The organism is Kitasatospora sp. NPDC053057 (assembly GCF_044546945.1).
Classification (GTDB): domain Bacteria; phylum Actinomycetota; class Actinomycetes; order Streptomycetales; family Streptomycetaceae; genus Kitasatospora.
The window spans coordinates 141,047-166,230 of record NZ_JBITZP010000010.1; the positions used below are offsets into that span (position 1 = coordinate 141,047).

Annotated in this window: 19 protein-coding genes and 4 pseudogenes; 7 read left to right on the top strand and 16 right to left on the bottom strand. The window is 73.4% G+C overall.

Annotation, left to right across the window (positions count from 1 at the left end; translation table 11 throughout):
- Positions 1 to 303: 303 nt before the first annotated feature.
- Entirely contained in the window at positions 304 to 504 is a 201-nt protein-coding gene (locus ACIG5E_RS14135) for a hypothetical protein (protein WP_396533666.1), read from the bottom strand.
- A gap of 406 nt (positions 505 to 910) precedes the next feature.
- Here ACIG5E_RS14135 and ACIG5E_RS14140 point away from each other — a divergent pair.
- A pseudogene (locus ACIG5E_RS14140) lies at positions 911 to 2,242 on the top strand (serine/threonine-protein kinase); the annotation flags it as partial.
- Positions 2,243 to 2,930: 688 nt separating this feature from the next.
- On the opposite strand, the pseudogene ACIG5E_RS14145 reads toward ACIG5E_RS14140, so the two are convergent.
- A pseudogene (locus ACIG5E_RS14145) lies at positions 2,931 to 3,194 on the bottom strand (TrmH family RNA methyltransferase); the annotation flags it as partial.
- A 731-nt stretch (positions 3,195 to 3,925) separates the two neighbouring features.
- Positions 3,926 to 4,498 (bottom strand): helix-turn-helix domain-containing protein, encoded by a 573-nt coding sequence (locus ACIG5E_RS14150; protein ID WP_396533718.1) that lies wholly within the window; start codon positions 4,496 to 4,498, stop codon positions 3,926 to 3,928.
- A 176-nt stretch (positions 4,499 to 4,674) separates the two neighbouring features.
- On the opposite strand from ACIG5E_RS14150, the gene ACIG5E_RS14155 reads away from it, so the two are divergent.
- On the top strand, positions 4,675 to 5,664 hold the full coding sequence (locus ACIG5E_RS14155; RefSeq protein WP_396533667.1) for an alpha/beta fold hydrolase: 990 nt from the start codon (positions 4,675 to 4,677) through the stop codon (positions 5,662 to 5,664).
- A gap of 73 nt (positions 5,665 to 5,737) precedes the next feature.
- Here ACIG5E_RS14155 and ACIG5E_RS14160 read toward each other — a convergent pair whose 3' ends face one another.
- Positions 5,738 to 5,917, bottom strand: a complete 180-nt coding sequence (locus tag ACIG5E_RS14160; protein ID WP_396533723.1) for a hypothetical protein — start codon at positions 5,915 to 5,917, stop codon at positions 5,738 to 5,740.
- Positions 5,918 to 6,017: 100 nt separating this feature from the next.
- Here ACIG5E_RS14160 and ACIG5E_RS14165 point away from each other — a divergent pair.
- A pseudogene (locus tag ACIG5E_RS14165) lies at positions 6,018 to 6,144 on the top strand (VOC family protein); the annotation flags it as partial.
- A gap of 80 nt (positions 6,145 to 6,224) precedes the next feature.
- Here the strand turns inward: ACIG5E_RS14165 and ACIG5E_RS14170 are convergent.
- Positions 6,225 to 6,803 carry a TetR/AcrR family transcriptional regulator gene (locus ACIG5E_RS14170; RefSeq protein WP_396533668.1) on the bottom strand — a complete coding sequence of 193 codons (579 nt, stop codon included), beginning with the start codon at positions 6,801 to 6,803 and terminating at the stop codon, positions 6,225 to 6,227.
- An 85-nt stretch (positions 6,804 to 6,888) separates the two neighbouring features.
- Between ACIG5E_RS14170 and ACIG5E_RS14175 the strand changes: the two genes are divergently transcribed.
- Positions 6,889 to 7,770, top strand: a complete 882-nt coding sequence (locus ACIG5E_RS14175; RefSeq protein WP_396533669.1) for an SDR family oxidoreductase — start codon at positions 6,889 to 6,891, stop codon at positions 7,768 to 7,770.
- Positions 7,771 to 7,903: 133 nt separating this feature from the next.
- Entirely contained in the window at positions 7,904 to 8,752 is an 849-nt protein-coding gene (locus ACIG5E_RS14180) for an NAD(P)H-binding protein (RefSeq protein WP_396533670.1), read from the top strand.
- Between the two features lie 100 nt (positions 8,753 to 8,852).
- Here the strand turns inward: ACIG5E_RS14180 and ACIG5E_RS14185 are convergent, their stop codons facing one another.
- The 4 genes and pseudogenes from ACIG5E_RS14185 to ACIG5E_RS14200 all read right to left on the bottom strand — a co-directional run.
- Positions 8,853 to 9,632 carry a MerR family transcriptional regulator gene (locus ACIG5E_RS14185; protein WP_396533671.1) on the bottom strand — a complete coding sequence of 260 codons (780 nt, stop codon included), beginning with the start codon at positions 9,630 to 9,632 and terminating at the stop codon, positions 8,853 to 8,855.
- The gene (locus ACIG5E_RS14190; RefSeq protein ID WP_396533672.1) at positions 9,632 to 10,435 is read right to left on the bottom strand and encodes an alpha/beta fold hydrolase; all 804 of its coding nucleotides are present in this window, start codon (positions 10,433 to 10,435) and stop codon (positions 9,632 to 9,634) included. Before ACIG5E_RS14190 ends, ACIG5E_RS14185 begins: the two co-directional genes overlap by 1 nt.
- A 153-nt stretch (positions 10,436 to 10,588) precedes the next feature.
- Positions 10,589 to 10,888, bottom strand: coding sequence for a hypothetical protein (locus ACIG5E_RS14195; protein WP_396533673.1), 300 nt, complete (start codon positions 10,886 to 10,888; stop codon positions 10,589 to 10,591).
- A gap of 76 nt (positions 10,889 to 10,964) precedes the next feature.
- A pseudogene (locus ACIG5E_RS14200) lies at positions 10,965 to 11,342 on the bottom strand (site-specific integrase); the annotation flags it as partial.
- A 119-nt stretch (positions 11,343 to 11,461) separates the two neighbouring features.
- Between ACIG5E_RS14200 and ACIG5E_RS14205 the strand changes: the two are divergent.
- On the top strand, positions 11,462 to 11,593 hold the full coding sequence (locus ACIG5E_RS14205) for a hypothetical protein (RefSeq protein ID WP_396533674.1): 132 nt from the start codon (positions 11,462 to 11,464) through the stop codon (positions 11,591 to 11,593).
- 231 nt (positions 11,594 to 11,824) lie between these two features.
- Here the strand turns inward: ACIG5E_RS14205 and ACIG5E_RS14210 are convergent, their stop codons facing one another.
- Positions 11,825 to 12,646 (bottom strand): TrmH family RNA methyltransferase, encoded by an 822-nt coding sequence (locus tag ACIG5E_RS14210; RefSeq protein WP_396533675.1) that lies wholly within the window; start codon positions 12,644 to 12,646, stop codon positions 11,825 to 11,827.
- Between the two features lie 89 nt (positions 12,647 to 12,735).
- Here ACIG5E_RS14210 and ACIG5E_RS14215 point away from each other — a divergent pair, with 89 nt between their 5' ends.
- Complete coding sequence (locus ACIG5E_RS14215; protein ID WP_396533676.1) at positions 12,736 to 15,477, top strand: SpoIIE family protein phosphatase; 2,742 nt, start codon at positions 12,736 to 12,738, stop codon at positions 15,475 to 15,477.
- Positions 15,478 to 15,538: 61 nt separating this feature from the next.
- Here the strand turns inward: ACIG5E_RS14215 and cobA are convergent, their stop codons facing one another.
- The 6 genes from cobA to ACIG5E_RS14245 all read right to left on the bottom strand — a co-directional run bounded on the left by cobA (position 15,539) and on the right by ACIG5E_RS14245 (position 25,183).
- Positions 15,539 to 16,786: a uroporphyrinogen-III C-methyltransferase gene (gene cobA / locus ACIG5E_RS14220; RefSeq protein WP_396533677.1), complete on the bottom strand. Its 1,248-nt coding sequence runs from the start codon at positions 16,784 to 16,786 to the stop codon at positions 15,539 to 15,541.
- A gap of 132 nt (positions 16,787 to 16,918) precedes the next feature.
- On the bottom strand, positions 16,919 to 20,860 hold the full coding sequence (cobT, locus tag ACIG5E_RS14225) for a nicotinate-nucleotide--dimethylbenzimidazole phosphoribosyltransferase (RefSeq protein ID WP_396533678.1): 3,942 nt from the start codon (positions 20,858 to 20,860) through the stop codon (positions 16,919 to 16,921).
- A gap of 483 nt (positions 20,861 to 21,343) precedes the next feature.
- Positions 21,344 to 22,600 carry a precorrin-6y C5,15-methyltransferase (decarboxylating) subunit CbiE gene (cbiE, locus tag ACIG5E_RS14230; RefSeq protein WP_396533679.1) on the bottom strand — a complete coding sequence of 419 codons (1,257 nt, stop codon included), beginning with the start codon at positions 22,598 to 22,600 and terminating at the stop codon, positions 21,344 to 21,346.
- Between the two features lie 131 nt (positions 22,601 to 22,731).
- Positions 22,732 to 23,367 (bottom strand): GNAT family N-acetyltransferase, encoded by a 636-nt coding sequence (locus ACIG5E_RS14235; RefSeq protein WP_396533680.1) that lies wholly within the window; start codon positions 23,365 to 23,367, stop codon positions 22,732 to 22,734.
- Positions 23,368 to 23,566: 199 nt separating this feature from the next.
- Positions 23,567 to 24,391 carry a MetQ/NlpA family ABC transporter substrate-binding protein gene (locus ACIG5E_RS14240; RefSeq protein ID WP_396533681.1) on the bottom strand — a complete coding sequence of 275 codons (825 nt, stop codon included), beginning with the start codon at positions 24,389 to 24,391 and terminating at the stop codon, positions 23,567 to 23,569.
- A 57-nt stretch (positions 24,392 to 24,448) separates the two neighbouring features.
- The gene (locus ACIG5E_RS14245; RefSeq protein WP_396533719.1) at positions 24,449 to 25,183 is read right to left on the bottom strand and encodes a methionine ABC transporter permease; all 735 of its coding nucleotides are present in this window, start codon (positions 25,181 to 25,183) and stop codon (positions 24,449 to 24,451) included.
- Between the last annotated feature and the right edge of the window lies 1 nt (position 25,184).

Below are 25,184 nucleotides of genomic sequence, written 5' to 3' on the forward strand. Positions count from 1 at the left end.
CGCACAGTAACGGCCGAGGCCGCGATCCGTCAGGGTCGCGGCCTCGGCCGTTTTGTCGTTCCGGCGGGTTCGTGGGAGGGGGCGCGGGGGCGCGGGAAGCGCGGAGGCGCGGGAAAGAGAAGAGCCGCGTACGGTCGCCCTCACCGACGTCCGTACGCGGCGTCTCCGCCTGCCGGGGCGCTCTGCGCACCGCTCTCGCCCGTCCGCGTGTCATCGCGGCCGCGGCCTCCCCGGCGGCACCGCTCCCCGTCCCCAGGGGAACAGTGCCCGTTCTGGTGTTCCTCTTTCAGTGGCCTCGCAGCCTCAGCGGCCGATCAGATCGGCCAGGGCTTCGGCCTGGTTCGCCATCTGCTCCCACCCGCCGAACAGCAACACCAGCAGCACGGCGCACGGCAGGGCCATGGCCAGCGCGACGGCGGGGTGCCGGGTGGGCTGCTCGGCGGACTGGGGCTGGGTGAAGGCCGGCCGACGGCGGCGGGTGGTGCCCGTCTGCTGCATTGCCATGGCCTTGCTCCTGATCCGGTCGAGTGGGCGCGGTGGACGGCTTACCTCGGGGGACGAGCTCCCCGTCCACCGCTGAGCACAACGCTATTGGCCAGGGGGCCGTTCGGACGTCATGCCGTCGTACTGTTCCTCGGGCATCCCGGAGGATGACGCTCAGACTCAAGGCGTACTACCGGAGAGGGAGGGCCGGCTCGCCCCGCCCCCGAGGGAACCCTGAGGGGCAACCCCGAGAAACGATTCAGCCCCCCTGTGACCTGCAGCTCAGAGCACGATCCGACAATCGCACGGTGGCGTGAGGTGTTGCGTATCAGCACACCGCAGCGGGCAGTCCGTAAGCTGTGCCAGACAGGAACTGACGATGCCCCAACCGACGGGGCCTCACCCACGGGCTGACGGGGAACGAGACATGGCGATGATGCGGCTGAGGCGTGAGGACCCCCGCATCGTCGGGCCGTACCGCCTGCACCGGCGACTCGGAGCCGGCGGCATGGGCGTGGTCTACCTCGGCTCCGACCGCCGCGGACAGCGCGTCGCCCTCAAGCTGATCCGCGCCGAACTCGCCGAGGACCAGGAGTTCCGCACCCGCTTCGCCCGCGAGATCGCCGCCGCCTCCCGGATCCGGGGCGGCTGCACCGCCCGGGTCGTCGGCTCCGACATCGAGGCCGACCGCCCCTGGCTCGCCACCGCGTACGTCCCCGGGCCGTCCCTCTACAAGCAGGTCGGCGACGAGGGGCCGCTCAGCTGGCCGGATGCCGCCCGGATCGGGGCCGCGCTGGCCGACGGTCTGGTCAAGGTGCACGAGGCCGGGGTAGTCCACCGCGACCTCAAGCCCTCCAACATCCTGCTCTCGCCGCGCGGCCCGCGGATCATCGACTTCGGCATCGCGTGGTCGCGCGGCGCCAGCACCCTCACCCACGTCGGCACCGCGGTCGGCTCCCCCGGCTTCCTCGCGCCCGAGCAGGTGCGCGGCGCCGCCGTCACCCCGGCCACGGACGTCTTCGCCTTCGGGGCGACCCTCGCGTACGCGCTCACCGGGGACACCCCGTTCGGATCCGGGGCGTCCTCCGAAGTGATGCTGTACCGGGTCGTCCACGAGGAGCCCGACCTGTCGGCCGTGCCGCCGCAGCTCGCCCCGCTGATCCGGGCCTGCCTGGCCAAGGAGCCCGCCGAGCGGCCCGGCGCGGCCGCGCTGCACGAGCGGCTCAGCGAACTGGCCGCCCGCGGGGCGGCGACCACCGGTGGCGGCGGGCGCGCGACGCGGCGGGGCGCGGCTCCGGCCGCGGCGGCTGCCGGGCCTGCGGCGCCCGCCGGCGCGCCGCGGGCGCCGCAGCAGGACGGCGGACGGCCGGGCGTTCCGGCCCCCGGACGTTCACCCGAACCGGCCGCGCCGGCGCCGCGGGCCCGGGCTGCGGCAGGACGTCCAGGCGGGCAGGCGCCCGGGGCTTCGGCGCGGCGCCCGCAGGGTGGCCCGCTCCCCCGGCCCGAGGCGACGCCGGTCACCCGTCCACTGCGGGACCGCCCGCACACTCCCCCGCCGGCCCGCCCGCGGCCCCGGGACCGCCAGCACACCCCCGCCCCCGGCGGGCGGCCCGGCACGGCGCGGCAGCGGCTGCTGCGGCAACGGCTGGTGGTCTTCGTCACCGTGACGATCGGCGTCGCGCTGGCCATCGCGGCGGCGCAGGGCTGCGAGAACCGGAGCAACCAGGGGGCGCGGCCGGTGGTCGGGCAGACCGCGAGTACCAGGGGCGGCGAACAGGCGGTGCCCGGGACCTCGGTGGACGTCGCGCTGCAGGCCTCCGCGACCCCGCTCCCGGCGGCCGCGCGCGGCACGGCGGACGGGGCGTTGGCGCCCGCGCAGGGGCCGGGGCCCGTGGTGGACTGGCCCAACCGCAGCTACTCGGAGGGGGCGGGCGGGCCCGTCGTCCCGCTGAAGGACGGGCACTCGGTCGGAGCCGGACCGCAGGTCGCGCTGAGCGCGGTGCTGCCGGCCCGGTACAAGGGCCAGCCGGCCGCGGTCGTCGTGCTGCGGCGAGCGGAGGGATCGGCGCCGGTCGACCTCGTCCAGCTCTACACCTTCACCGGGGACACCCCGGTCGCCACCACCTCCCGCACCTCCACCGCCGACCCGCAGGCCACCGCCACCTGGCGCCTGGACGGCAGCGCGGTCGTCCGCGAGGAACGCGTGACCACCACCGGCGCGGTCATCTCCACCCGCTACACCGTGCGCGCCGACGGCACCCTCGGCGAATCCTGGCCCGGCGCCGGCGTCTCCGGCGGCGCCGCCCCCACCACCCCTCCCCCGGCCGCCGCCCCGGCCCCACCGACAGCCCCGACGGGCTGAACAGCCGACGGCCGCGTCAACTACCGGCTGCGCCGCGCGGAAAGTCGGCCCGGCGACTCTGCTGGCGAAGTGTGGGAGGTGGGGGTCAGGGGGTGGTGACGGCGTAGAAGGCTACGGCGGCGGCGGCGCCGACGTTGAGGGAGTCGATGCCGTGGGCCATGGGGATGCGGACGGGGTGGTGGGCGGCGGCGATCGCTCGGGGGGTGAGGCCGTCGCCTTCGGCGCCGAGGAGGAGGGCGGTCTTGGGGAGGGCGTGGGGGGTGAGGGTGGCGAGGTCGACGGCGGTGTCGGCGGGGGTGAGGGCGAGGAGGGTGAAGCCAGCGGCGCGGACGGTGTCGAGGGCGGCGGGCCGGTCGGGGACGAGTAGCCGTTCGACAGCACGCTGACGTCGACGGTGCGGGGCTTGCCGGCGCCGGTGGTCGGGGCGGGCGCGGTGGCGACGATCTCGCTGGGCTCGCCGGTGCGCTTGACCTGGACGGACGGGGACGGGTTGTCGCCGAAGTAGACCTGGGCGTCGGAGCCGAAGTTGACGCCGACGATGGTGGCGGAGTCGCCTTTCCGGCCACTGGTCGGGGCGATGCTGGTGATCATCACGGGGTCGGGGCCGTCGTAGGCGAACTGACCGAAGGGGACGGCGGGCGACGTGCCCAGGTTGGTGGTGACCCGGACGGCGACCACGCCGACGCCGGGGGGTGCCTCAACGGTGATCGCCTGGCCGTCACTGCTGACGAACGGGTCCTGGCACGGGACCGTGCCGAAGTCGACCGATGTGCCCTCGCCGAAGCCGCTGCCTCCTCGGTGTGGAGCCTCGGGTCGGCCCAGACGGTCTTGCCCGTTGTGTGACCGAAGCACGGGTCACGCAAACACCCGTTCCCGCGGACGGGCCGGTTTCCCGGGCCGTCGTGCGACAGCTGCCCCGCGGGCGTCAGCCTCATCAGCCCTCGGCGATGCCCTTCGGCCGTTCCGCTTCCTCCTCCGCCTCGGTGCGGGCCGCCGCCTTGTCGAGTTCGACCAGGGTGTTCAGCGCGACCGCAGCAGCTTCCGCCACCGACGACGCCCGGGAGATCGCATTGCTCCGCACTACCGGGCCCCGCGGCCGAGGGCTGGGGTGCGCGGTCGTAGGCGCTCTCCCTGCGGCCCGAACATGATCAAGTATTCGACCGGTCCGCCGGGTCCGGCGTTCGCGACTCCGTGGGCGGTGCGGGTGTCGAACTCGGCCACCTCCCCGGCACTCAGGACGAGGTCCTGCTCGCCGAGCGCCAGCCACAGCCGCCCGTACAGGACGCACAGCCATTCGTACCCGTCGTGGGAGACCTGCCGCGGCCGCGCCGGCGGCGCGTCGACGGCGGGCAGGACGTGCTTGTGGGCGTGCAGGCCCCCCACGTACCGGGTCAACGGCAGCACCACCTTGTCGTCGCCGGGACGCTGCGGCATCGGGATGCGCGGTCCGGCCGCGGCGGCGGGTACGGTGCCGGCCAGCTCGTCCAGGGAGATGCCGTACGCCTTCGCGAGCTGCAGCAGCACCTCCAGGGTCGGCTTGCGCCGACCGGTCTCGATCCGCGACAGCGTGCTCAGCGAGATGCCGGTCGCGCGGCTGACGTCGGTAAGCGTGGTGCCGCGCTGCTCGCGCGCGGTCCGCAGCCGAGGGCCCATGGCCGCCAGCGTGTCGGTTATGCCGTCGTCCGTCACCGTCGCCCCGTTCCTTCCGGCCCTGCCGCCACCGCCCTGTCCTGCCAGTTTGCCAGGATGACAAGGGTGTTCGCGTCGGGCGGCCGCCGCGCCGCAAGATCGGTGGGCAACCGCAGCCGCCCGTGAACCGAGGAGAAGCCATGCACCAGCCCGCGCCGTCCACCGACCTGCGCCACCGCACCATCGAGGCACCCGCCGGGCGCCTGCACCTGGTCGAGCAGGGCACCGGACCGCTGGTCCTGCTCGTCCACGGCTTCCCCGAGTCCTGGTACTCCTGGCGCCGCCAGCTCCCGGCCCTCGCGGCGGCGGGGTACCGGGCCGTGGCGCTCGACGTGCGCGGCTACGGCCGCTCCTCCAAGCCGGCCGCGACGGACGCCTACCGGATGCTCGACCTCGTGGCGGACAACGTCGCCCTGGTGCGCGCCCTGGGCGAGGACAGGGCGGTGGTCGTCGGGCACGACTGGGGCTCCAACATCGCGGCGGCCTCCGCCCTGCTCCACCCCGAAGTCTTCCGCGCCGTCGCACTGCTGAGCGTCCCCTACGCGCCGCCCGGCGGCCCCCGCCCCACCGACGTCCTCGCGCAGATGGGCGGCGACCAGGAGTTCTACGTCTCGTACTTCCAGGAGCCCGGCCGGGCCGAAGCGGAGATGGAGCCCGACCTCCGGGGCTGGCTCGCGGGCTTCTACGCAGCCATGTCTGCCGACACCATGCCCACCCAGGGCGAGCCCGACCCCCACTTCGTGGCCCGCACCGGCGGCCGGCTGCGCGACCGCTTCCCCGGCGGCAAGCTGCCCGCCTGGCTGACCGAGGACGACCTCGACGTGTACGCCGGGGAGTTCGAGCGCACCGGCCTGACCGGCGCCCTCAACCGCTACCGCAACATGGACCGCGACTGGGAAGAACTCGCCCCGCACCGCGGAGCCCCGATCAAGCAGCCGTCCCTGTTCATCGGCGGAGCCCTGGACGCCTCCACGACCTGGATGGCCGACGCGATCGACGCCTACCCAGCCACCCTCCCCGGTCTGTCCTCCACCCACATCCTGGACGGCTGCGGGCACTGGATCCAGCAGGAGCGTCCCGAGGAGGTAAACCGCCTGCTGACCTCCTGGCTCGCCTCCCTCCAGGGCTGAACCGTCGGGCGTGCCGGCCGGGCTCCGTCGCAGGATAACCCCGGCCGGAACACCCGAGGGCAGCGCCCGAACCTCACGCCCGCTCAGTGCCGCGCGTCCCCGGCGCGAGCAGGCTGGTCACCTCGGCGATGGCCTCCGCCGACGGCTTGACGCACCGTCGGACGTTCCCCGCCTTCTTGTGCCTCGACTTGGCCATCAGCATCAGCAGGGACGCACCCTGCTCCCCGAGGTGGGGCAGCGAAAGTGCCGCCACTCGTGCAGGTCCCAGCCGGCACCCGGCCCGGCCAGCGCGGTGTGCCGGTCGAGCAGCGCGCGGGCCTGGCCGTAGGACAAGCGGGCCGGGCCGGTGTCGTGCCCGCCTGCGCCCTCACGGCGCCGAACTCGTCGGCGAGATCGCCGGGTTCGAGGACAGCTATCTGCTCTGCTACGTCCGCGGCCCGGAGGGCATCATCGTCGGGACTGGCCGAGCAGCTGTGCTGAGAAGGAGCCGCGTGCGTCTGCGGGCCTGACGGGCGACGGGTCGATGCGCAACCAGCCGATGAGCGGGACGATCTGTCCGCTCAGCCCAGCGATGCACTCACCGTACGCAACTCGTCCAGGGCCGCCAGGACGTACCCGGTGAGCTCGTCCTTGCCGTCACGGTCGCCCTCGGACCATTCGGCGAACCCGCGCTTGAAGGCGAGGACGCCCAGCTCGCTCGCGAGGGCCGCGGCCGGGTCGGACAGGCCGCGGGCGACCAGGGCGGTCGCCATCGCGGCCGCGAGGCTGACGGTCTTGAGGGCGTCACGCTCCTGAAGCTCGACACTGGCGGCGACGGCAGCCTTCAGGCGCGGGGCGAGCTCGCGATTCATGGGACCCATCGCGCTCGACGCGCGCTCAAGACCGGCAGCGACCGCCTCGAGCGGGCTGGCGTCATCGGGCGCCTCGGTGATCCCCTCGGTCAGCAGCCGGCTCAGCGTCTCCTGTCCGGCCACCAGCAGCTCTCGCTTGTCAGGGAAGTGCCGGAAGAAGGTGCTTTTGGTGACCCCGGCGCGCTCGGCGATCTGCGCGACCGTCGTGGCGTCGTACCCCTGCTCGGTGAACAGGTCGACTGCAGCCACCACGAGGCGTTCGCGTGCGCCTGGTTCCCATCGAGCCATGGCCCCATCCTACGTGATGGGACTCTTGTCCCATCACCCTGCTAAAGTGATGGGACAAGAGTCCCATCACTTGAGGGAGAGCTCCATGCACGTCTTTGTCACGGGTGGCACTGGTCTGATCGGTTCCGCCGTCGTCGCCGAACTGCTCGGCAACGGCCACAGCGTCCTCGCGCTCGCCCGTTCCGACGCCTCCGCGCTGGCCGCCGAGACGGCCGGCGCCGAGCCTCTCCGGGGAGCTCTCGCCGATCTGGACGTCCTTCGCTCCGGCGCCGCTCAGGCCGACGGGGTGATCCACCTGGCATTCGCCAACGATTTCAGCAGCCCCGACGCCGTCGCCAAGGCGGTCGCCGAGGAGAGCGCCGCCCTCGCGACCCTCGGCGAGGAACTCGTCGGCAGCGACCGGCCCTTGGTCACCTGCTCGGGTACGCCCCATGTGCCGGGCCGTGCCTCCACCGAGGCCGACCCGCTGCCGACCGACGGGCCGGTCGGTGGTCGTGGCCGCGCCGTCACGGCGGTCCTGGGCCTGGCCTCGCGCGGGGTCCGGAGCACGGCCGTACGCCTGCCGCGCACGGTCCACAACCAGGGCACGGGCGGGTTCGCCGGCTTGCTGACCGACATCGCACGCCGGACCGGAGTGTCCGGCCACCCGGGCGACGGCACACAGCGCTGGCCGGCCGTGCACGCGCTCGACGCGGCAGTCCTCTTCCGGCTCGCGCTGGAACAGGCGGAAGCCGGCACCTCCTGGCACGCCGTGGGCGACGAGGGAGACCAGGTGCGTGACATCGCCGCGGTCATCGGCCGACGGCTGGGCCTGCCGGTCGAGTCGGTGCCATCGCAGACGTACGGCCCTCTCGGCCCGATCTTCGCGAACGACCAGCCCTCGTCCAGCGCCCGCACCCGGCAGACCCTCAGCTGGGAGCCGAAGCACCTCAGCCTCCTGGAGGACCTGGAGAACATCCAGCCCTGAGCGGCGACCGGAGGGCCCGCTCACGGCGCTCGCGCGGTAAGCGGGCCCTCACACCCCACCCACTTGGCATCGCCGCTGTGCGGCCATTCACGTCCACAACCAACAGGTCCACACCCGATAGGAGGTCCCCATCATGGTGGCAGTTGTCTTCGGCGCTCGCGGTAACGTCGCTCGTCACGTGGTCAATGGCCTGCTGGCCGCCGGTGAGCGGGTCAGAGCAGTCAGCAGGACCCCAGCCTCGGGCTCGACGCCCGGGTGGGAAGCCGTCGCCGCCGACCTGGACCGTCCCGAGACGCTGCCCGCAGCGCTCGACGGCGCCGACAAGATGTTCCTGTACGGAATGCTCGACCCCCAGAGGCCCTACGACATCGAGAAGGTCGCTGCGGCGGCCACAGCCGCGGGGATCCGGCGGGTGGTCCTGCTCTCGTCAGTGTCGGTCGTGAACCACGACGCCGACCACCCGGTCCCCCGCCTGAACCGCACGATCGAGCAGGCCATCCAACGGTCCGGCATGGACTGGACATTCGTCAGGCCAGGGACGTTCGCGATCAACACCCGCACCTGGTGGGCCGAATCGATCCGCACGGACAACGCCGTCCGTCTTCCCTATCCGCTCGCACAGTCGGCACCGGTGCACGAGAAGGACATCGCGGCGCTTGCGGTGACCGCCCTGACCGAACCGGGTCACTCGCACCAGGCATACACCATCTACGGAGCCGAGTCCCTGACCCTGCAACGGCAGGTCGAGTACATCGGCGAGGCCCTCGGCCGCCGCATCCGGGTCGAACACGTCTCCGACGAGCAGGCTCGCGCGGACGTGGGCAGAACAATGCATCCGGTCGTGGCCGAGGCGATCGTGAGTCAGTGGGCCGCTGCCGACGGCGTCCCGGCTCTGACCTCCGCCATCGCCGAAAAGATCACCGGCACGCCGGCGCATAAATACGCCCAGTGGGCCGTCGACCACGCCGACGACTTCCGCTGAGCTTGTCGGAGATCAGCTTGGCGTCAACCGCTGTACCGATGTTCCAAGCCCCGACCGTGAGCTGCGGTTCGAATCCGGCTCCGGTGACTCCGGGCTGCGACTACTGGTGTGGGATGTCCACGCCGGCGGAGCGAAGCTTCGTCTCGACCAGCGTGGTCAGCCGGGCCATGGCCGGTGCCTGGTCTTCGCCGTGGTGGTTGAGCAGGCCGTATCGGGTGACGTCAGTGCGGGCCTGGAGGCCGTTCGGGATCGCGAGCAGCGCGGGGTTGGCGAGGAAGCGGTCGGCCACTGCGGTCGCGAGTTCCTCGATGCGGGGGTCGTCGGGTTCCCAGTCCTTGGCGGCCCAGCATTGCTTGTTCAAGGCGACGAACCGGGTGTCGTCGAGCGCGTGCTCGGCCTCGGTGAGGAAGTCGTCGAAGCCGTCGGGGACCAGGGCCCTGGCCAGCACCATGCCCTCGCGGTAGGTCGCCACCTCGTCCGGGGTGAAGCCGAGGTCGGCGGCCCGGTCCAACAGTGCGCAGGCCCGGTCGGGCAGCAGGGCCCGGTCGCCGTGGGCGAGCTGGTCCAGCAGGTCGCGGCGTGCGGTCAGCTCCTCGATCCTCTCGGTCAGCCGCCGTTTGACCTCGGCCAGGTCGGCGGCGAACCGCTGCGGATCGGCGCCGAGCAGGGCGCCGATCTCGGACAGCGGTACGCCGGACTCGGCCAGCGTCCGGACCTGGACCAGCCGCAGCAGGTCGGACGACCCGTAGCGGCGATAGCCGGAACCGTCGCGGCGCGGTTCGTCGACCAGGCCGAGCAGGTGGTAGTGGCGGATGGTCTTGGTCGTGACGCCGGCGAAGGCCGCCGCCTGGCCGATCGTGACGCCGCTGGTCGTGGTCATCAGCGACCCTCGCGGGTGAGGGCGGCGACCTCGCGGGTGGCCTCGGCGATGGCGCGGAAATCCTTGCGCACGATCGTGCCGTGGTTGCTGGCGACTTTCGCGCTGATCGTGAGGTTCGGGTTGCGGGCGAGCACCGGGTCGAGAGTAGCGCGCATGTCTTGTTGCAAAGTACCGGAGCTTCCGAAAGCCTCCCCCGAGGCGACCACGTACCGGACCGGGACAGTCAAACCGTCGAGGACCGGTTCGAGGGCTGCGTGGAGTTTGTGGGCCTCGATGTTGATCTCGGCATGCTGTTCGGCGCTCATCCGCGCGGCGTTGCCGATGAGGCGCGCCATCGGCAACGCCCATCGGAACTTACGGAACAGCCGCCGGACCTTCTCCAGGTCGGCCTCGTCGGTCCAGCCCACCGGATAGGGACCGTCGACCCCGACCACGCCGGCGACACGGCCCGGATACCGAGCGGCCCACTGCACCCCGAGCAACGCCCCGTAGGACCAGCCCACCAGCAGCGGCCGCTCCACCCGCCTCGCCGTGAGGACGGCGTCGAGATCGCGAACACAGGCTTCGAACGAATAGTCCGCCGACTTCTTCGAGTTGCCACGAGCCCGCTCGTCGTAGGCGATGTGTCGCCACCCCGGTCCCAGGTCGTTGATGACGGGCCGCCAGTGCCGCCGGCCGGCGTAGGAACCGTTCAGGTAGACCACGGGGGTCCCTGTCCCGCCGGTGTCGGTCACGGCCAGCGCGGTGTCCTCCACCGGCAACATGCCACTCCAGACCGAGTCAGTCGCGTTCGAGTTCGTCATGCCACCAGCGTCGACCTTGCCCCAAGGGCAAGGTCAAGCCGCGGTTCCGTGAGCCCCGGCACAACAGGTGCGCAAAGACGAGGCCAGCCCCTGGCGTTGGCCCACCACCGGCCAACTCCCGAATGATCGGGCAGACCCGGCGACTACAGACGGTCACTGCCGTAGTGCCCTGACCCGAGAATTGGCGACAGTTGAATAGACGACCTCACCAGTACCGAAGCTGATGAACAGCTCGCCTTCGTACTCGTGGACGACGTGCCAGTGCGGATTGTGGCTGGGGCTGTGGCAGCACTTCGGGTCCACCACGTGCCCCCGGGGCCTGCCCTCCACCGTGCAGTCGTCGGCGAGCAGCGGGCGCCGGGGCAACTGGCTGTAGATCCCCTTCGACATCCGCTTGCCGTTCACCGACAAGGCCCTGATCGTGACGGCCGACTCCGCGATTCCCAGCTCCATGCCCGGACAACGCCGCCGTCCCCGTGGGCGACGCGGCCGCCGGGCCCGGTTCGCGCGTTTGGCCCAGACAGGTGACTCAGCGCCGTGCGTCACCAGGCGCGAGCAGGCTGGTCAGCTCGGAAATCGCCTCGGGAGAGGGCTTGAAGTAACGGCGGACGTTCTCCGGCTTCTTGTGCCGGGACTTCGCCATCAGCATCAGCAGGGAGGCGCCTTGCTCGCCGAGGTGGGTGAGGGCGGAATGGCGGTACTCGTGCAGGCCCGCACCGGTTCCCGGGCCACGCACGGCGGTGTGCTCGTCGAGCAGGGCGCGGGCCTGGCCGCAGGAGAGCCGGGCCAGGCCGGTGTCCGGGCACACGTCGCGCGGGCTGACCACCTTCCCCGGGCCGGGGCGGCGGTGGGTGACGAACACCGGCCCGCGGGTGCGGCCCCGCAGCAGACGGGGCAGGAGCCGCCCCCTTGCCACGGATAACAGGGCCGCTTCACGTACGACCCGGAGAAGGTCACGGCAGGTAACGAACCAAGCGACTGGTGAGCTCGCATGTTCAGGTGTCGCGTATTCGCGGCAGAGCCCAGATGGGGCTCGCGCTGAGTGAACTGCGCGAGCTCGGCGGCACCCGGCAGTCTGCTGCGCGTACACCCGCCACCCTCACCCGCGACCTGCCGCCCGGCCTGGGCGTCCCGGGTTGCTCGCCGGGGGCGGCGTAGGGAATTGCTGACCAGCGACCCGTTGTGCACTGGTGGCAGTGTCAGTACCTCGTGTCACTGTGCGACCCGTGATCAACAATCTCGAGGGCGTCGACCGCGTCGACTGGTCGTCCATGAGTCACGCCTACGGCCCGGCCGACGAAGCGCCGGGCCTTGCGCCACGGCACCGCATTGCTGGTGATCCGCCGGGTTGGAGGAGGTCGAGGGGGCCCAGGAGTTGCCCTGAGTGATCTACCGGATCAGCTCACGTCGCGGCCGGGTCGCGTAGAAGGCCACCGCCGAGGCTGCTGCGACGTTGAGCGAGTCGACACCGGCATCCATCGGGATGCGGACATGCTCGTCGACCGAAGCGAGCGTCTCGGCGGCGAGACCAGTGCCCTCTGTGCCGAAAACCAGGGCGAGCTTCTCGTCGTCCCGCGAAGCGAGTTCATCGAGGGTGATCGCCTGGTCGCTCAGACACAGTGCCGCGACCGTGAAGCCTGCGGAACGCAGGATCTCGATGTCCTTCGGCCATGCCTCCAGGCGGGTCCACGGCACCTGGAGGACGGCGCCCATCGACACCTTCACGGACCGGCGGTAGAGGGGATCGGCGCAGCGTGGGGTGAGGAAGATCGCGTCGACGCCCAGGGCGGCCGCGTTCCTGAAGGCCGCCCCCATGTTGGCGTGATCGACGATGTCCTCGAACACGGAGACGCGGCGGGCGCCGGTGAGCAGGTCGGCGGCGTCGGGGAGGGGCTTGCGCTCCATCGAGGCGAGGGCGCCCCGGTGGACGTGGTAGCCGGTGACGGCTTCGGCGAGCGTGGGTTCGACCACATGGACGGGGGCGTCTGCGTCGGCGATGACGTCGGCCATCACGTCGAGCCACTTGGCGGTCAGCAGCATCGACCGCATCCGGTAGCCAGCGGAGAGGGCGCGGCGGATGACCTTCTCCCCCTCGGCGATGAACAGGCCTTCGGCGGGTTCGCGGCGGCGGCGCAGCTCTACGTCGGTGAGGCCGGTGTAGTCGGCGAGGCGGGGGTCGGCCGGGTCGGTGATGGTGCTGGGTTCGGACACCCTGCGATCTTGCCAAGCCGGGGCGGGGAAGGCCAAACGGCCCAGGGGACGGGGTGGTCCCGGGCTAGCCGGAGTGCAAATATGACCGTATGGCCCGAAATCCGGGCCGATCCTGGGCTCCGTCGGCCTCTGGTGCCACCGGCGACGCCGGCTCCTTCGGTGGGCGCCCACACGGTCGGCAACAGCTGCCACGCGCGAAGCGTCCGCGACCGGCCCGGCACCGGTCGGTGGCCGGGCAGGTGTTCGCGCTCCAGATCCTGGTCGTGCTGCTGCTGGTGGCGGGCGCCGCGGTGGCGCTGGTGGTGCAGTCGCGCACCGACGCCGACCGGGAGGCCCGCAACCGGTCGGTGGCGGTCGCACAGGCCTTCGCCAACTCGCCGGGCATGGTGGACGCGTTGCGCTCCCCCGACCCGACCGCGATCCTGCAGCCGAAGGCGCAGTCCGCGCGGATCTCCTCGGGCGTGGACTTCATCGTGGTGCTGAACAACCAGGGCATCCGCTACACCCACCCCAACCCGGCCCGGATCGGCCAGAAGTTCGTCGGCACGTACGAGCCCGCGCTGCACGGCCAGGTGGTGACCCAGCACCTCACCGGCACGCTCGGCCCGCTGGTCCAGGCGGTGGTCCCGGTGTACGCGCCGGACGGCTCGGTGGTCGGGCTGGTCTCGGCGGGGGTCACCCTGAGCAACGTCTCCACCGCGAGCGAACGCCAGCTGCCGGTGGTCCTGGGCGCGGCGGCGGGCGCGATAGGCCTGGCGACGCTGGGCACGGCCCTGATCAGCCGGCGGCTGCGGCGGCAGACGCACGGGCTGGGCCCGGTCGAGATGACCCGGATGTACGAGCACCACGCGGCGGTGCTGCACGCGGTGCGCGAGGGCGTGATGATCGTCGCCGGGGACGGGCGGCTGCTGCTCTGCAACGACGAGGCGCGCCGGCTGCTGGACCTGCCGTCGGACGCCGAGGGCCGTACGGTGACCGAGCTGGGCCTGGACCCGGCACCGCTGGAGCTGCTGACCGCCGACCGTCCGGTGACCGACGAGGTGGTGCTGGCCGGGGAGCGGCTGCTGGCGGTGAACGTCCGGCTGACCGATCAGGACGGCGGCCCACCGGGCTGCGTCGCCACGCTGCGCGACTCCACCGAGCTGATGGCGCTGACCGGCCGGGCCGAGGGCGCGCAGCGGCGGCTGCGGCTGCTGTACGACGCCGGCATGACGGTGGGCAGCACGCTGGACGTCACCCGGACGGCGGAGGAGCTGGCGCTGGTCGCGGTGCCGCGGTTCGCCGACTTCGTCACGGTGGACCTCGCGGAACAGGTGCTGGCGGGCGACGAGCCACCGCGGGGCACCTCGCTGAACCGGATGCGGCGGGCGGCCGTCGTCGGGACCAGGGGCAACGGCCCGTTCTACCCGGTGGGCACCGCCCTGGACGTGGTGCCGGCGACCCCGCTGGCCGGGGCACTGCACAGCGGCGTGCCCCGGCTGGAGCCGCGGCTGGCCGAGTCGCAGGGCTGGCGGGAGCAGGACCCCGAGGGGGCGGAGCAGGCGCTGGCGTACGGGGTGCACTCGCTGGTGCGGGTGCCGCTGCGGGCGCGCGGGGTGCTGCTGGGGATGGTCCGGTTCTGGCGGGCGGAGCGGCCGGAGCCGTTCGAGTCGGAGGACCTGACGCTGGCCGAGGAGCTGGTGGCGCACGCGGCGGTGTGCATCGACAACGCGCGCCGGTACACCCGCGAGCACGCGATGGCGGTGACCCTGCAGCACAGCCTGCTGCCCCGCAGCCTGCCCGAACAGAACGCGCTGGACGTGGCGCACCGCTACCTGCCGGCCCAGGCCGGGGTGGGCGGGGACTGGTTCGACGTGATCCCGCTGCCCGGTGCGCGGGTGGCGCTGGTGGTCGGCGACGTGGTCGGCCACGGGCTGCACGCGGCGGCGACGATGGGGCGGCTGCGGACGGCGATCCACAACTTCTCGACGCTCGACCTGCCGCCGGACGAGCTGCTGGGCCATCTGGACGAGCTGGTGAACCGGATCGACCAGGACGAGGCCGGCGGCGGCGAGAGCGGCGGCCTGACCGGAGCGACCTGCCTGTACGCGATCTACGACCCGGTGTCGCGGCGCTGCACGCTGGCCAGCGCCGGGCATCCGCCGCCGGCCGTGGTGGACCCGCAGGGCCGGGTGACGTTCCCGGAGCTGCCGACCGGGCCGCCGCTGGGGCTGGCGGTGCTGCCGTTCGAGACCGCCGAGCTGGAGCTGGCCGAGGGCAGTCGGCTGGTGCTGTACACGGACGGGCTGGTGGAGGACCGCGAGCGGGACATCGACGAGGGGCTGGCGCTGCTGCGGGAGGCGCTCGGAGGGCAGACCCGCACGCCGGAGCAGACCTGCGCGGACGTGCTCGGGGCGATGCTGCCGGCGCATCCGCAGGACGACATCGCGCTGCTGGTCGCGGAGACCAGGGTGCTGGCGCCGGACCAGGTCGCGCAGTGGGACGTGCCCGCCGAGCCGGTGGCAGTGGGGGCGGTCCGGGCGCAGGTGGCGGAGCGGCTGGCGGACTGGGGGCTGGACGAGGCCGCGTTCGTCACCGAGCTGATCCTGAGCGAGCTGGTGACCAACGCGATCCGGTACGGCTCCGGGCCGATCCGGGTGCGGCTGCTGCGCGACCGCTCGCTGATCTGCGAGGTGTCGGACGGCAGCAGCACCTCGCCGCACCTGCGGTACGCGGCGACGGAGGACGAGGGCGGGCGCGGGCTGTTCCTGGTAGCGCAGTTCGCGGACCGCTGGGGGACGCGCTACACGGCGAGCGGGAAGGTCATCTGGACGGAACAGCCGTTGGAGTAGGAGCAGCCGTTGGAGCGGGAAGTCGGACCGGCCGACTTCCCACTCCCGGCCATGCCCCTGATCAGCGCTGGAAGGCGGCGGCCAGCACGTTCACCACGTCGCCGACCACGATCACCGCCGGGGGCTTGACGCCCTCGGCCTCGACCACGGCGGCGACGGTGCCCAGGGTGGCGTCCACCCGGCGCTGGGCGGCGGTGGTGCCCTCCTGGACGATGGCGACCGGGGTCCCGGCCGGGCGGCCGTGCTCCACCAGCTCGGCGGCGATCGCGCCGATCTTGTCCACGGCCATCAGCAGCACCAGGGTGCCGCTCATCCCGGCGACGGCCTGCCAGTTGGTGACCGACCGCGGGTCGTCCGGGCCGACGTGGCCGGAGACCACGGTGAACTCCTGGGTCAGCCCGCGGTGGGTGACCGGGATGCCGGCCGTCTCCGGGACGCTGATCGAGCTGGAGATGCCGGGCACCACGGTGACCGGGATGCCGGCCTCGGCGCAGGCCAGCAGCTCCTCGCCGCCGCGCCCGAAGACGTACGGGTCGCCGCCCTTGAGCCGGACCACGAACCTGCCGGCCTTGGCGTGCTCGATCAGCGCCTGGTTGATCGCCTCCTGGGCCATCTGGCGGCCGTACGGGATCTTCGAGGCGTCGATCACCTCGACGTGCTCGGGCAGCTCGGCGAGCAGCTCGCGCGGGGCGAGGCGGTCGGCGACCACCACGTCCGCGTCGGCGAGCAGGCGGCGGCCGCGCACGGTGATCAGGTCCGGATCGCCGGGGCCGCCGCCGACCAGGGCGACGCCGGCGCCGTGCGAGCGGTACGAGCGGGTGGCCAGCGAGCCGTCCCGCAGGCCGCCGACGATGGCGTCGCGCAGGGCCGCGGAGTGCCGCGGGTCGCCGGTGAGGACGGCGACGGTGGCGCCGGCGTCGCGACCGCTGGCCGGGGTCCAGGCGGTGGCGGCGGAGGCGTCGTCGCTGCGGGAGCAGAACACCCGCTCGCGCTCGGCCTCGGCGCTGACCGCCGTGTTGACCGCCGGGTCGTCGGTGGCGACCAGGACGTACCAGGCGCCGGCCAGGTCGCCGTCGGCGTACGGGCGGGCGTGCCAGGTCAGCTCGCCCGCGTCGGCCATGGCCTGGACGGCCGGGGTGGTGGCCGGGGATATCAGGTGCAGCTCGGCACCGGAGGCGATCAGGGCCGGCAGCCGCCGCTGTGCGACCTGGCCGCCGCCGACCACCACGACGCGGCGGCCGGCCAGCAGCAGACCGACCGGGTAGGGGGTGCGGCCCTCGGTGCTGGGGTGCGGGGTGGGCGCGGTCATCGGCAGTGCTCCTGATCGGGAGTGAGGGTCTGGGGCAGTGCGGTGGTACGCCGCCCAGCGGGCCGGGTGGCGATACGCCGCTCCGCGGGCCGGCGCGCCCTCGGGCCGGTCCGCGGAGCGGTGAGGAGGTCGTCAGGCCTTCTCGGTGACCCCGGCGGAGTCGAAGGTGGCTACATCGTGCATCGCGCGGGCCGCACTCTGCACCAGCGGCAGCGCCAGCAGGGCACCGGTGCCCTCACCGAGCCGCAGGTCGAGGTCGATCAGCGGACGCAGGCCCAGCTTCGCCAGCGCGGCCTGGTGGCCGGGCTCGGCGGAGCGGTGGCCGGCGATGCAGGCGGCCAGCACCTCGGGGGCGATCGCCTTGGCGACCAGCGCGGCCGAACCGGCGATCACACCGTCCAGCACCACCGGGGTGCGCAGCGAGGCGGCGCCCAGCAGGAAGCCGGCGATGGCCGCGTGCTCCAGGCCGCCGATGGCGGCGAGGACGCCGATCGGGTCGTTCGGGTCGGGCTGGTGCAGGGCCAGCGCGGCGCGGATGACCTCGATCTTGCGGGCGTGGGTCTCGTCGTCGATGCCGGTGCCGCGGCCGGTGACCTCGGCCGGGTCGAGACCGGTGAACACCGAGATCAGGGCGGCCGAGGCGGTGGTGTTGGCGATGCCCATGTCGCCGGTGACCAGCGCCTTGTTGCCCGCCGCGACCAGGTCGCGGGCGGTCTCGATGCCGACCTCGATGGCCTGGAGGGCCTCCTCGCGGGTCATCGCCGGGCCCTGGGTCATGTCGGCGGTGCCGGGCTTGACCTTGCGCGGCAGCAGGCCGGTGGCGCGGCCCTGCTGGACGGCCTGCGGCAGCTCGGCGGCGACGCCGACGTCCACCACGCAGACCTCGGTGCCGATCTGCTTGGCGAAGGAGTTGATCACCGCTCCCCCGGCCAGGAAGTTGCCGACCATCTGGGCGGTCACCTCCTGCGGCCACGGGCTGACGCCCTGGGCGTGCACGCCGTGGTCGCCCGCGAAGATCGCCACGCAGGCGGGCTCCGGGATCGGCGGCGGGCACTTGCGGGACAGGCCGCACAGCTGGGCGGAGATGATCTCCAGCATGCCGAGCGAGCCGGCCGGCTTGGTCATCCGCTTCTGGCGGTCCCAGGCCTCGCCGAGCGCCTTGGCGTCCAGCGGGCGGATGCCGCGCAGAGTGTCCGCGAGCAGGCTCTGCGGCTCCTCGCCGGGCAGCGCGCGGTTGCCGTACTGCTCCTCGTGGACGACCCAGGCGAGCGGGCGCTTCTTGGCCCAGCCCTGCTGCTCCAGCTCCGGCTCGTCCGGGAAGGAGTCGACGAAGCCGACGCACAGGTAGGCGACGACCTCCAGGTGCTCGGGCAGGCCGAGCTCGCGGACCAGCTGCTCGTCGTCGAAGAAGCTCACCCAGCCGACGCCCAGGCCCTCGGCGCGGGCGGCCAGCCAGAGGTTCTCGACGGCCAGGGCGGCCGAGTACGGGGCCATCTGCGGCTGGGTGTGCCGGCCCAGGGTGTGGCGGCCGCCGCGGGTGCGGTCGGCGGTGACCACGATGTTCACCGGGGTCTCGAGGATGGCCTCGATCTTGATCTCGCGGAACTGCTTGGCCCGGCCCTTCGGCAGCGAGTCCGCGTACGCCTCGCGCTGGCGCTCGGCCAGGGCGTGCATCCGCTTGCGGGTCTTCGCCGAGCGGATCACCACGAAGTCCCAGGGCTGCGAGTAGCCGACGCTGGGCGCGGTGTGGGCGGCCTCCAGGACGCGGATCAGCACCTCGTGCGGGATCGGGTCCGGGCGGAAGCCGTTGCGGATGTCGCGGCGCTCGCGGATCACCTGGTGGACGGCGTCGCGGCCGGCCTCGTCGTAGCCGGGGGCGGCCGGGCCGCGCGGCTCGGCGGGCTCGGCGGACTGCTCGTCCTCGGCGGCCGGGGCCTCGGACGGCTCGACGGACTCCGCGGGCTGCTCGGCCTGGGCCTCGGACTGCGGTGCCTCGGTGGCGGACTCCTCGGCGGCCGGGGCCTCGGAAGGCTGCTCGGGCTGCTCGGCGGCCTGCTCGGCGGGCTGCTCCACAGCCTGCTCCGCGACCGGCCCGGCGGCGGAGGCCTCCTCCTGGACGGCCTCCGGCGCGGCGGCGCCGGGCTCGGCCTGGGGCTCCTCGGTGGCGGCCGCCTCGGCGGCCGGGGCCTCAGAAGGCTGCTCGGCGGTCTCGGCGGTCTCGGTCTCGGCGACGGCCTCGGCCGCGGGCTGCTGCTCGGCCTCCGGCGCGGCGGCATCGGCGACCTCGGCGGGCTGCGCGGCCTCCGCGGGCTGCTCGACAGCCTGCTCAGCGGCGGCTTCGACAGTCTGCTCCGCGACCGGCTCGGCCGGAACCTCGGCGGGCTGCTCGGCCGCTACGGCCTCCGGCTGCGCCTGCTCACCCTCGGTGACCGGCTCGACGGCGGCGGGCTCGGTCACAACGGACTCCTGGCCGGCGGTCTCGGCGACGGCCTGGCCGGAAGGCATCTCGCCGGTGCCGGCGGCGGTCTCGGCGACCGCCTCGACCACGACGGCCTGGGCGGCATCGACGGCCTCCACGACCTCGACGACCTCGACGGCCGGCTCGACCTGCTCCGCCGTCTGGACCGCCTCGCCCTCCGGGGCCTGCTCGGCGGCCTGTGGCGCGTCGGCGGCCGCTATGGGGGCGGGCTGCTCCTGCGTCGCCTCCTCGGCCACCGGGGTCTGCTGGGCCGCCTCGACCTTCGGCAGGCCGTGCGGGGTCGGCGCGGCGAGGAAGGCGGAGATCCGGCGCGGCTGACCGGCCGGCGCGGCAACCTCGGACTGCTCGACGGGCGCGACGCCCTCCGCGACGCCCTCCGCGGTGACGGCGACGGCCTCGGCACCGCCCTCGACGGCGACGACCTCGGCCACGGCCACGGCCGTCTCCACGGCAACGGCGTCGACGACCACGGTCTCGACCGCGGCGTTCTCCACCGCGACCGCCTCGGCGACCGGCTGAGCGGCGCCGTCCGCCGGGACCGGCTCGACCACGACGGCCTGAGCGGCCTGAGCCGCCTCAGGAGCCGGCACGGCCTCGGGAGCCGGCACGGCCTCGGGAGCCGGCACGGCCTGCGCGGCCTCGGGGACCGGCAGGGCCTGGACGGCCTCCGGCATCTCGGCGACCTCGACCACCTCGATCGCCCCGACCGTCTCGACGCCCATCAGGCCCTCGACCGGCTGCCCGGCCAGCGGCACCTGCTGGTAGCCCTGACCCTGCGGCACCTGGTGCAACTCCGGCCCGCCCTCGACCGTGGTGGCCACCGGGGGCATCGGCGCGGCGGGCGCCATCGGGGCGGCCTGCGGCACGCCCTGCGGCACGGCGCCCGGGACCGGCGCGACGGCCTCGCCCATCGGCGGGCGGCCGACCACCGGGATGCCGTGCGCGGGCGTGCCGCCCTGCGACGGGCCACGGTCGGCCAGCGAACGGACCGGCACCTGACCGGTCATCAGCGAGGGGTCCGGGATCGGCGGGCCGGCGTGCAGCGGCCGGCGCGGCGGCTGAGCCTGCGTCATCGGCTGCTGGGCGTGCGGCTGTGCCTGGGCGGCCTGGACGTGCGCCTGGGCGTGGTCGCCGCCGAGCACCGGCGGGTCCACCGGCGGCCAGGACGGCTCGACCGGGGTGCCGTCCGGCTGCGGCGCGAACGGCGCCTGCTCGGCTCCCCAGGAGCCCTGCGGGCCGGGCATCAGCAGGACGTCGTCCTCGTCGTCCAGTCCGTCCGGCTGGTCGACGAAGTGGAATGCGGGGCGCGCGGCGCCCTGGTCGACGGCCCAGCCCTCGCCCGGGACGGCCTGGGGCGGCACGCCGGGGACGGTGAAGTTCGGCTGACCCTGCGGCGGGATCACACCCGCGCCGGGAGGCATCACGCCGGGCATCGCGCCGGGCGGAGCCGCCGGGTGGGGGATCACACCGCCGTCGGTCGCGAGGCCCTGCAGGGGTGCAACGCCCGCGACGCCCTCCGGTCCGCCGAGCGGGTCGGGCCCGGCGTGCAGGTGCTCCGGCAGTCCCTCGCCCGGGACGTGGCCGCCATCGGTCATTGTCAAAGCTCCTTCCAGGCCGCTGCCGCGCCCCTTGGCGACGCGATCACCGACCGCAGCGCCCATCCGCACGGGCCGGACCTGCACCGACCCGCCCCTCAACCACACGCGGCCGCCGCGCCATGGCGCTGCGGCCCAAATCCTTCCGGCGCGCTGCGGCACCCCGGCCCGGGCACCGCCCGTGAGGACGGCGCACCATCTGAAACAACGACAACCCGGAGCAACCGGCACGACCGCACCGGACCCTACGGCATTCTCCAGGTCCGGCACGCGGCCCGTCGAATTGCCCACACTCCGAGCGGAACCGGGTTGCACCGCGTCAAAAAGGTGACAAACCGACCGAATCGGGCAGGTCGCCGACGGCTGCAGCCGCCTGGGACGCCACACTACCGGCCCGGCGCGGTGACCTCTCGAATCGGTGTCCGGATGCGACCGGGATCACCGCCAGGGCCACCCACCGGCCCCGGCGCGCACCCGAGGCCTTCACACGATCTGCTCACCCCAGAGCAGCAGGGCGCCGCTCGCGCCCGTCCCGAGCGCCAGTGCGCCGCCCTCCTCGGCCGCCCGCAGCGGGGTGGACTGCAACAGCGCGCCGTCCACCCGGTAGCCGGCCCCGGCGATGGCCCGGTGGATCTCCTCCGCCTCGGCGAAGGTGCGGGCCAGCGCGACGAAACGCTCCGGCTTGCGGGCCAGCACCGCCCGCACCACGTCGGGCCCGCCGGACTCCACCACCGCCGCGTCCGGCTCCGGCAGTCCGCCCAGCACCTCGGGGCCCTGCCCGTAGACGGTCTCCACCTCGACCCCGTACCGGCGGGCGTTGACGGTGAGCCGGGCGCAGGCCGAGCGGGAGGACTCGACCGCGACCACCGCGGCGCCGAACCGGGCCGCCTCCACCGCGAGCGCGCCGCTGCCCGCGCCGACCGACCAGACGAGGTCCCCCGGACGTGCACCCAGACGGGCCAGCACCAGGGCGCGCACGTGCGCGGGCAGCGCCTCCGATGCGCCCGGCTCTCCCTCCGTGCGCCCGGCGCCCGCGTAGGCGTCGCCAGGGAGCGCCCAGCCGCGTTCCGCGCCGGGGTAGCCGACCGGGCGCCCGGCCAGCCAGCCGGCCGCCTCGCCGACCGCGCCGGCCTGGGCCCCGCCGCCGATCACCAGCACCACGTTGGGGTCGCGCCAGACGTGGTTGGCGATCCGGTCGGAGGTCAGGACGGTGACGTCCTCCTCCGGGGTGCCGAGGGCCTCGCAGACCACGAAGGTCCGGTGCACCCCGCGCAGCATCAGGGCGAGTTCGCTCGGGCCGGCGCCCGGGGCGGTGAGCACCGCGACCTTGGGGTGGGCCCGGCAGATGTTGGCCGCGCGGCGCAGCCGGCCGCCGTGGGCGCTGACCACCTGGGCGTCCTCCCAGGGCATGCCGGCCCGGGCGAAGGCGGTGGCGACGGAGGAGACGGCGGGCAGGACTTCGAGTTCGAGGCCGTACTCGGGGCGGCGCAGGGTGCGCACCACGCCGAAGAAGCCCGGGTCGCCCTCGGCGACCACGACGGCGGCGCCGCGGTGCTCGGCGATCGTGCGGGCGGCCTGCTGGATGTTGCCGAGGGTGATCCGCTCGGCGTCCTCCGGCACCGGAAGGGCGTCCAGTTGATAGGGCGCTCCGGCCACCAGGGTCGCCGCGGCGAGGGCCGCACCGGCGGCCTCGGTCAGCGGCGTACCGTCCCACCCGATGACCGTGATCCGGTCAGCCATCTGCGGCCGTTCTCCCTCGACTCGATGCGACACCCACTGTGCGGCGCCGGTGGAGAGGCTACCGGGTGCGACCGTCCGGAGGCCGACATCTCGCACACATGTCCGTGCCGGGCGGGTGGCCGGACGGTGGCTCAGTCGCGCAGCACGTAGCGGTGGTCGCCGTGCCAGCCGTCGCGGTGCAGTTCGGGCGACTCCAGGTCCTCCGGGAGCAGGCTCCACAGGATCAGGTCGCTGCGGCTCTCCTCGACGACCTCGCCGGACTCGCCGCGCACTATCCAGGCGCTGCGCAGCACGCCCTCGCTGATGCCGCCGACCTTCTGGGCGACCTGCTGGGCGGCGGTGTTCCCGGCGGCGGTGCGCATCTCCAGGCGCAGGAAGCCGCGGTCCTCGAACAGCCACTGGGCGACGCCGAGGACGGCCTCCGGGGCGTAGCCCTCGCCGCGCGCCCAGGTGGCGGTGACGTAGGAGATCTCGGTGCTGCGCAGCCGCCAGTCGGTGTTGCGCAGTTCGACCAGGCCGACCAGGCGCTGGGTGAGGTGCTCGGTGACGGCGAAGACGATGCCGCGCCCGTCGGCGCGGTGGGCGGGGGCGAGGGTGCGGGCGAGCTCGGCCGCGTAGCCCTCGGTGAAGGGGTGCGGGAGGTCGGTCCAGGCCAGGACGAGGTCGTCGGCCATCATGGTGGCCAGGCCGGGGGCGTCGTCCTCCGCAAGGGGACGCAGCAGCAGCCGTTCGGTGCTGATGGCGGTCTCGGGGAAGCTCGCTGCCATGCCGTCTCTCCTCGCCGGGTCGTGAACACAACACCGTACGCCTCCGTCGCGCGCCGGGTATCACGCGGTGCGCCGCCCGCACGACGGTACGTCAGAACCCGGTCTGCCGTGGTGTCCCTGGTGCATACTGCCCGACCGGGCCCCCGCCGGGGTGCGGCGGGGGCCCGGTCGGGCACTACGAGGTATGACCGTACGACGATCAGAAGGCCGGGATGACCGAGCCCTGGAACGTGTCGTCGATGTACTTCTTGACCTCGTCGGAGTGCAGCAGCTCGGCCAGCTTCTTCACCCGCGGGTCGTTCTCCTTGCCCTTCTTGACGGCGAGGATGTTGGCGTACGGGTTGCCCTCGGCCTTCTCCAGCACCAGGGCGTCGGTGGCCGGCTTCAGGCCGGAGTCGAGCGCGTAGTTGCCGTTGATCACGGCGGCGTCGAGGTCGACGATGGAGCGGGGCAGCTGGGCGGCCTCCAGCTCCTTCCACTTGAAGTTCTTCGGGTTGCCCGTCACGTCCGCCGGGGTGGCGGCGGTGCCGGCGCCGTCCTTGAGGGTGATCAGCTTGTCGTCGGCGAGCAGCTTGAGCGCGCGGCCCTCGTTGGTGGCGTCGTTCGGCAGGCCGATGGTGGCACCGGACGGCAGGTCGTTGATGGACTTGACCTTCTTGGAGTAGACGCCCAGCGGCTCCAGGTGGACGGTCTCGACCGAGACGATGTCCGTGCCGTTCTTCTTGTTGAAGTCATCCAGGTACGGGACGTGCTGGAAGTAGTTGGCGTCGGCCGAACCGTCCTGCACCGCCGTGTTGGGGGTCACGTAGTCGGTGACCTCCTTGATGTCGAGCTTGAGGCCCGCCTTGGCCGCGAGGTTGTCCTTGACGAACTTCAGGATCTGCCCGTGCGGGGTCGGGCTGGCGACGACCTTCAGCGGCGCGTTCGGGTCCGAGGAGGACGAGCCCGAGCTGCCGCAGGCGGCCAGCGACAGGGCGAGGCCGGCGGTGGCGAGGACACTGGTGAACTTCACAACGTTGCGCACGAAAAGTGCCTTTCTGCGTGATACGGGGAGCCGCGTCCGGAGTCGGACGGGGGAGGTCTAGGAGGCGACGAGGTCCTCGTCGGGGGCCGGGGTGGTGGCGCGCGGGCGGAGCAGGCGGGTACGTCCGCCGCCGCGGCCCCGGTTGGCCAGCCGGCGCACGGCGAGGTCGCCGGCCAGCTGGATCACGGTGACGATGATCGCGATCTCGGCCACGATGATCCACATGAAGGCGGTCTCGAAGCGCAGGTAGCCGTACCGGTAGGCGAGGTCGCCGAGGCCGCCGCCACCGACCGTGCCGGCCATCGCGGAGTAGCCGATCAGCGCGATGACCGTGGTGGTGACGGAGGCGACGATGCCGGGCAGGGCCTCGGGGACGAGCGTCTTGCGCACCAGCGTCCAGGTGCTGCCGCCCATCGCCTGGACCGCCTCGATCAGACCGCGGTCGACCTCACGGACGGAGGTCTCGACCAGCCGGGCGAAGAAGGGGATCGCGCCGACCGTCAGCGGCACGGTCGCGGCCTGCCAGCCGAGGGAGTTGCCGGTCAGCCACCGGGTGAAGGAGATCAGCGCGATCATCAGGATGATGAACGGCAGCGAGCGGGCGAGGTTCACGATCGCGCCCAGCACCTTGTTCACCGGCTGGTTCTGCAGCGCCCCGCCCTTGGAGGTGAGCACCAGCAGCACGCCGATGGGCAGTCCGAGCAGGACGGTGCAGACCGTCGCGACGCCGACCATCTGGAAGGTCTCCTGGGTGGCGGGCCACATCAGCTCCTGCATCTGGTCCCAGCTCAGG

Excerpts from the sequence above, each read along its gene's own strand:
- ACIG5E_RS14135 (WP_396533666.1), bottom strand. The coding sequence starts at position 504 with ATGGCAATGCAGCAGACGGGCACCACCCGCCGCCGTCGGCCGGCCTTC.
- ACIG5E_RS14155 (WP_396533667.1), top strand. The coding sequence starts at position 4,675 with ATGCACCAGCCCGCGCCGTCCACCGACCTGCGCCACCGCACCATCGAG.
- ACIG5E_RS14185 (WP_396533671.1), bottom strand. The coding sequence starts at position 9,632 with ATGACCACGACCAGCGGCGTCACGATCGGCCAGGCGGCGGCCTTCGCC.
- cbiE (WP_396533679.1), bottom strand. The coding sequence starts at position 22,600 with ATGGCTGACCGGATCACGGTCATCGGGTGGGACGGTACGCCGCTGACC.
- ACIG5E_RS14215 (WP_396533676.1), top strand. The coding sequence starts at position 12,736 with ATGGCCCGAAATCCGGGCCGATCCTGGGCTCCGTCGGCCTCTGGTGCC.
- ACIG5E_RS14205 (WP_396533674.1), top strand. The coding sequence starts at position 11,462 with ATGGGGCTCGCGCTGAGTGAACTGCGCGAGCTCGGCGGCACCCGGCAG.
- ACIG5E_RS14190 (WP_396533672.1), bottom strand. The coding sequence starts at position 10,435 with ATGACGAACTCGAACGCGACTGACTCGGTCTGGAGTGGCATGTTGCCG.
- ACIG5E_RS14150 (WP_396533718.1), bottom strand. The coding sequence starts at position 4,498 with ATGGGCCCTCGGCTGCGGACCGCGCGCGAGCAGCGCGGCACCACGCTT.
- ACIG5E_RS14175 (WP_396533669.1), top strand. The coding sequence starts at position 6,889 with ATGCACGTCTTTGTCACGGGTGGCACTGGTCTGATCGGTTCCGCCGTC.
- ACIG5E_RS14170 (WP_396533668.1), bottom strand. The coding sequence starts at position 6,803 with ATGGCTCGATGGGAACCAGGCGCACGCGAACGCCTCGTGGTGGCTGCA.
- cobT (WP_396533678.1), bottom strand. The coding sequence starts at position 20,860 with ATGACCGATGGCGGCCACGTCCCGGGCGAGGGACTGCCGGAGCACCTG.
- cobA (WP_396533677.1), bottom strand. The coding sequence starts at position 16,786 with ATGACCGCGCCCACCCCGCACCCCAGCACCGAGGGCCGCACCCCCTAC.
- ACIG5E_RS14180 (WP_396533670.1), top strand. The coding sequence starts at position 7,904 with ATGGTGGCAGTTGTCTTCGGCGCTCGCGGTAACGTCGCTCGTCACGTG.
- ACIG5E_RS14195 (WP_396533673.1), bottom strand. The coding sequence starts at position 10,888 with ATGGAGCTGGGAATCGCGGAGTCGGCCGTCACGATCAGGGCCTTGTCG.
- ACIG5E_RS14235 (WP_396533680.1), bottom strand. The coding sequence starts at position 23,367 with ATGGCAGCGAGCTTCCCCGAGACCGCCATCAGCACCGAACGGCTGCTG.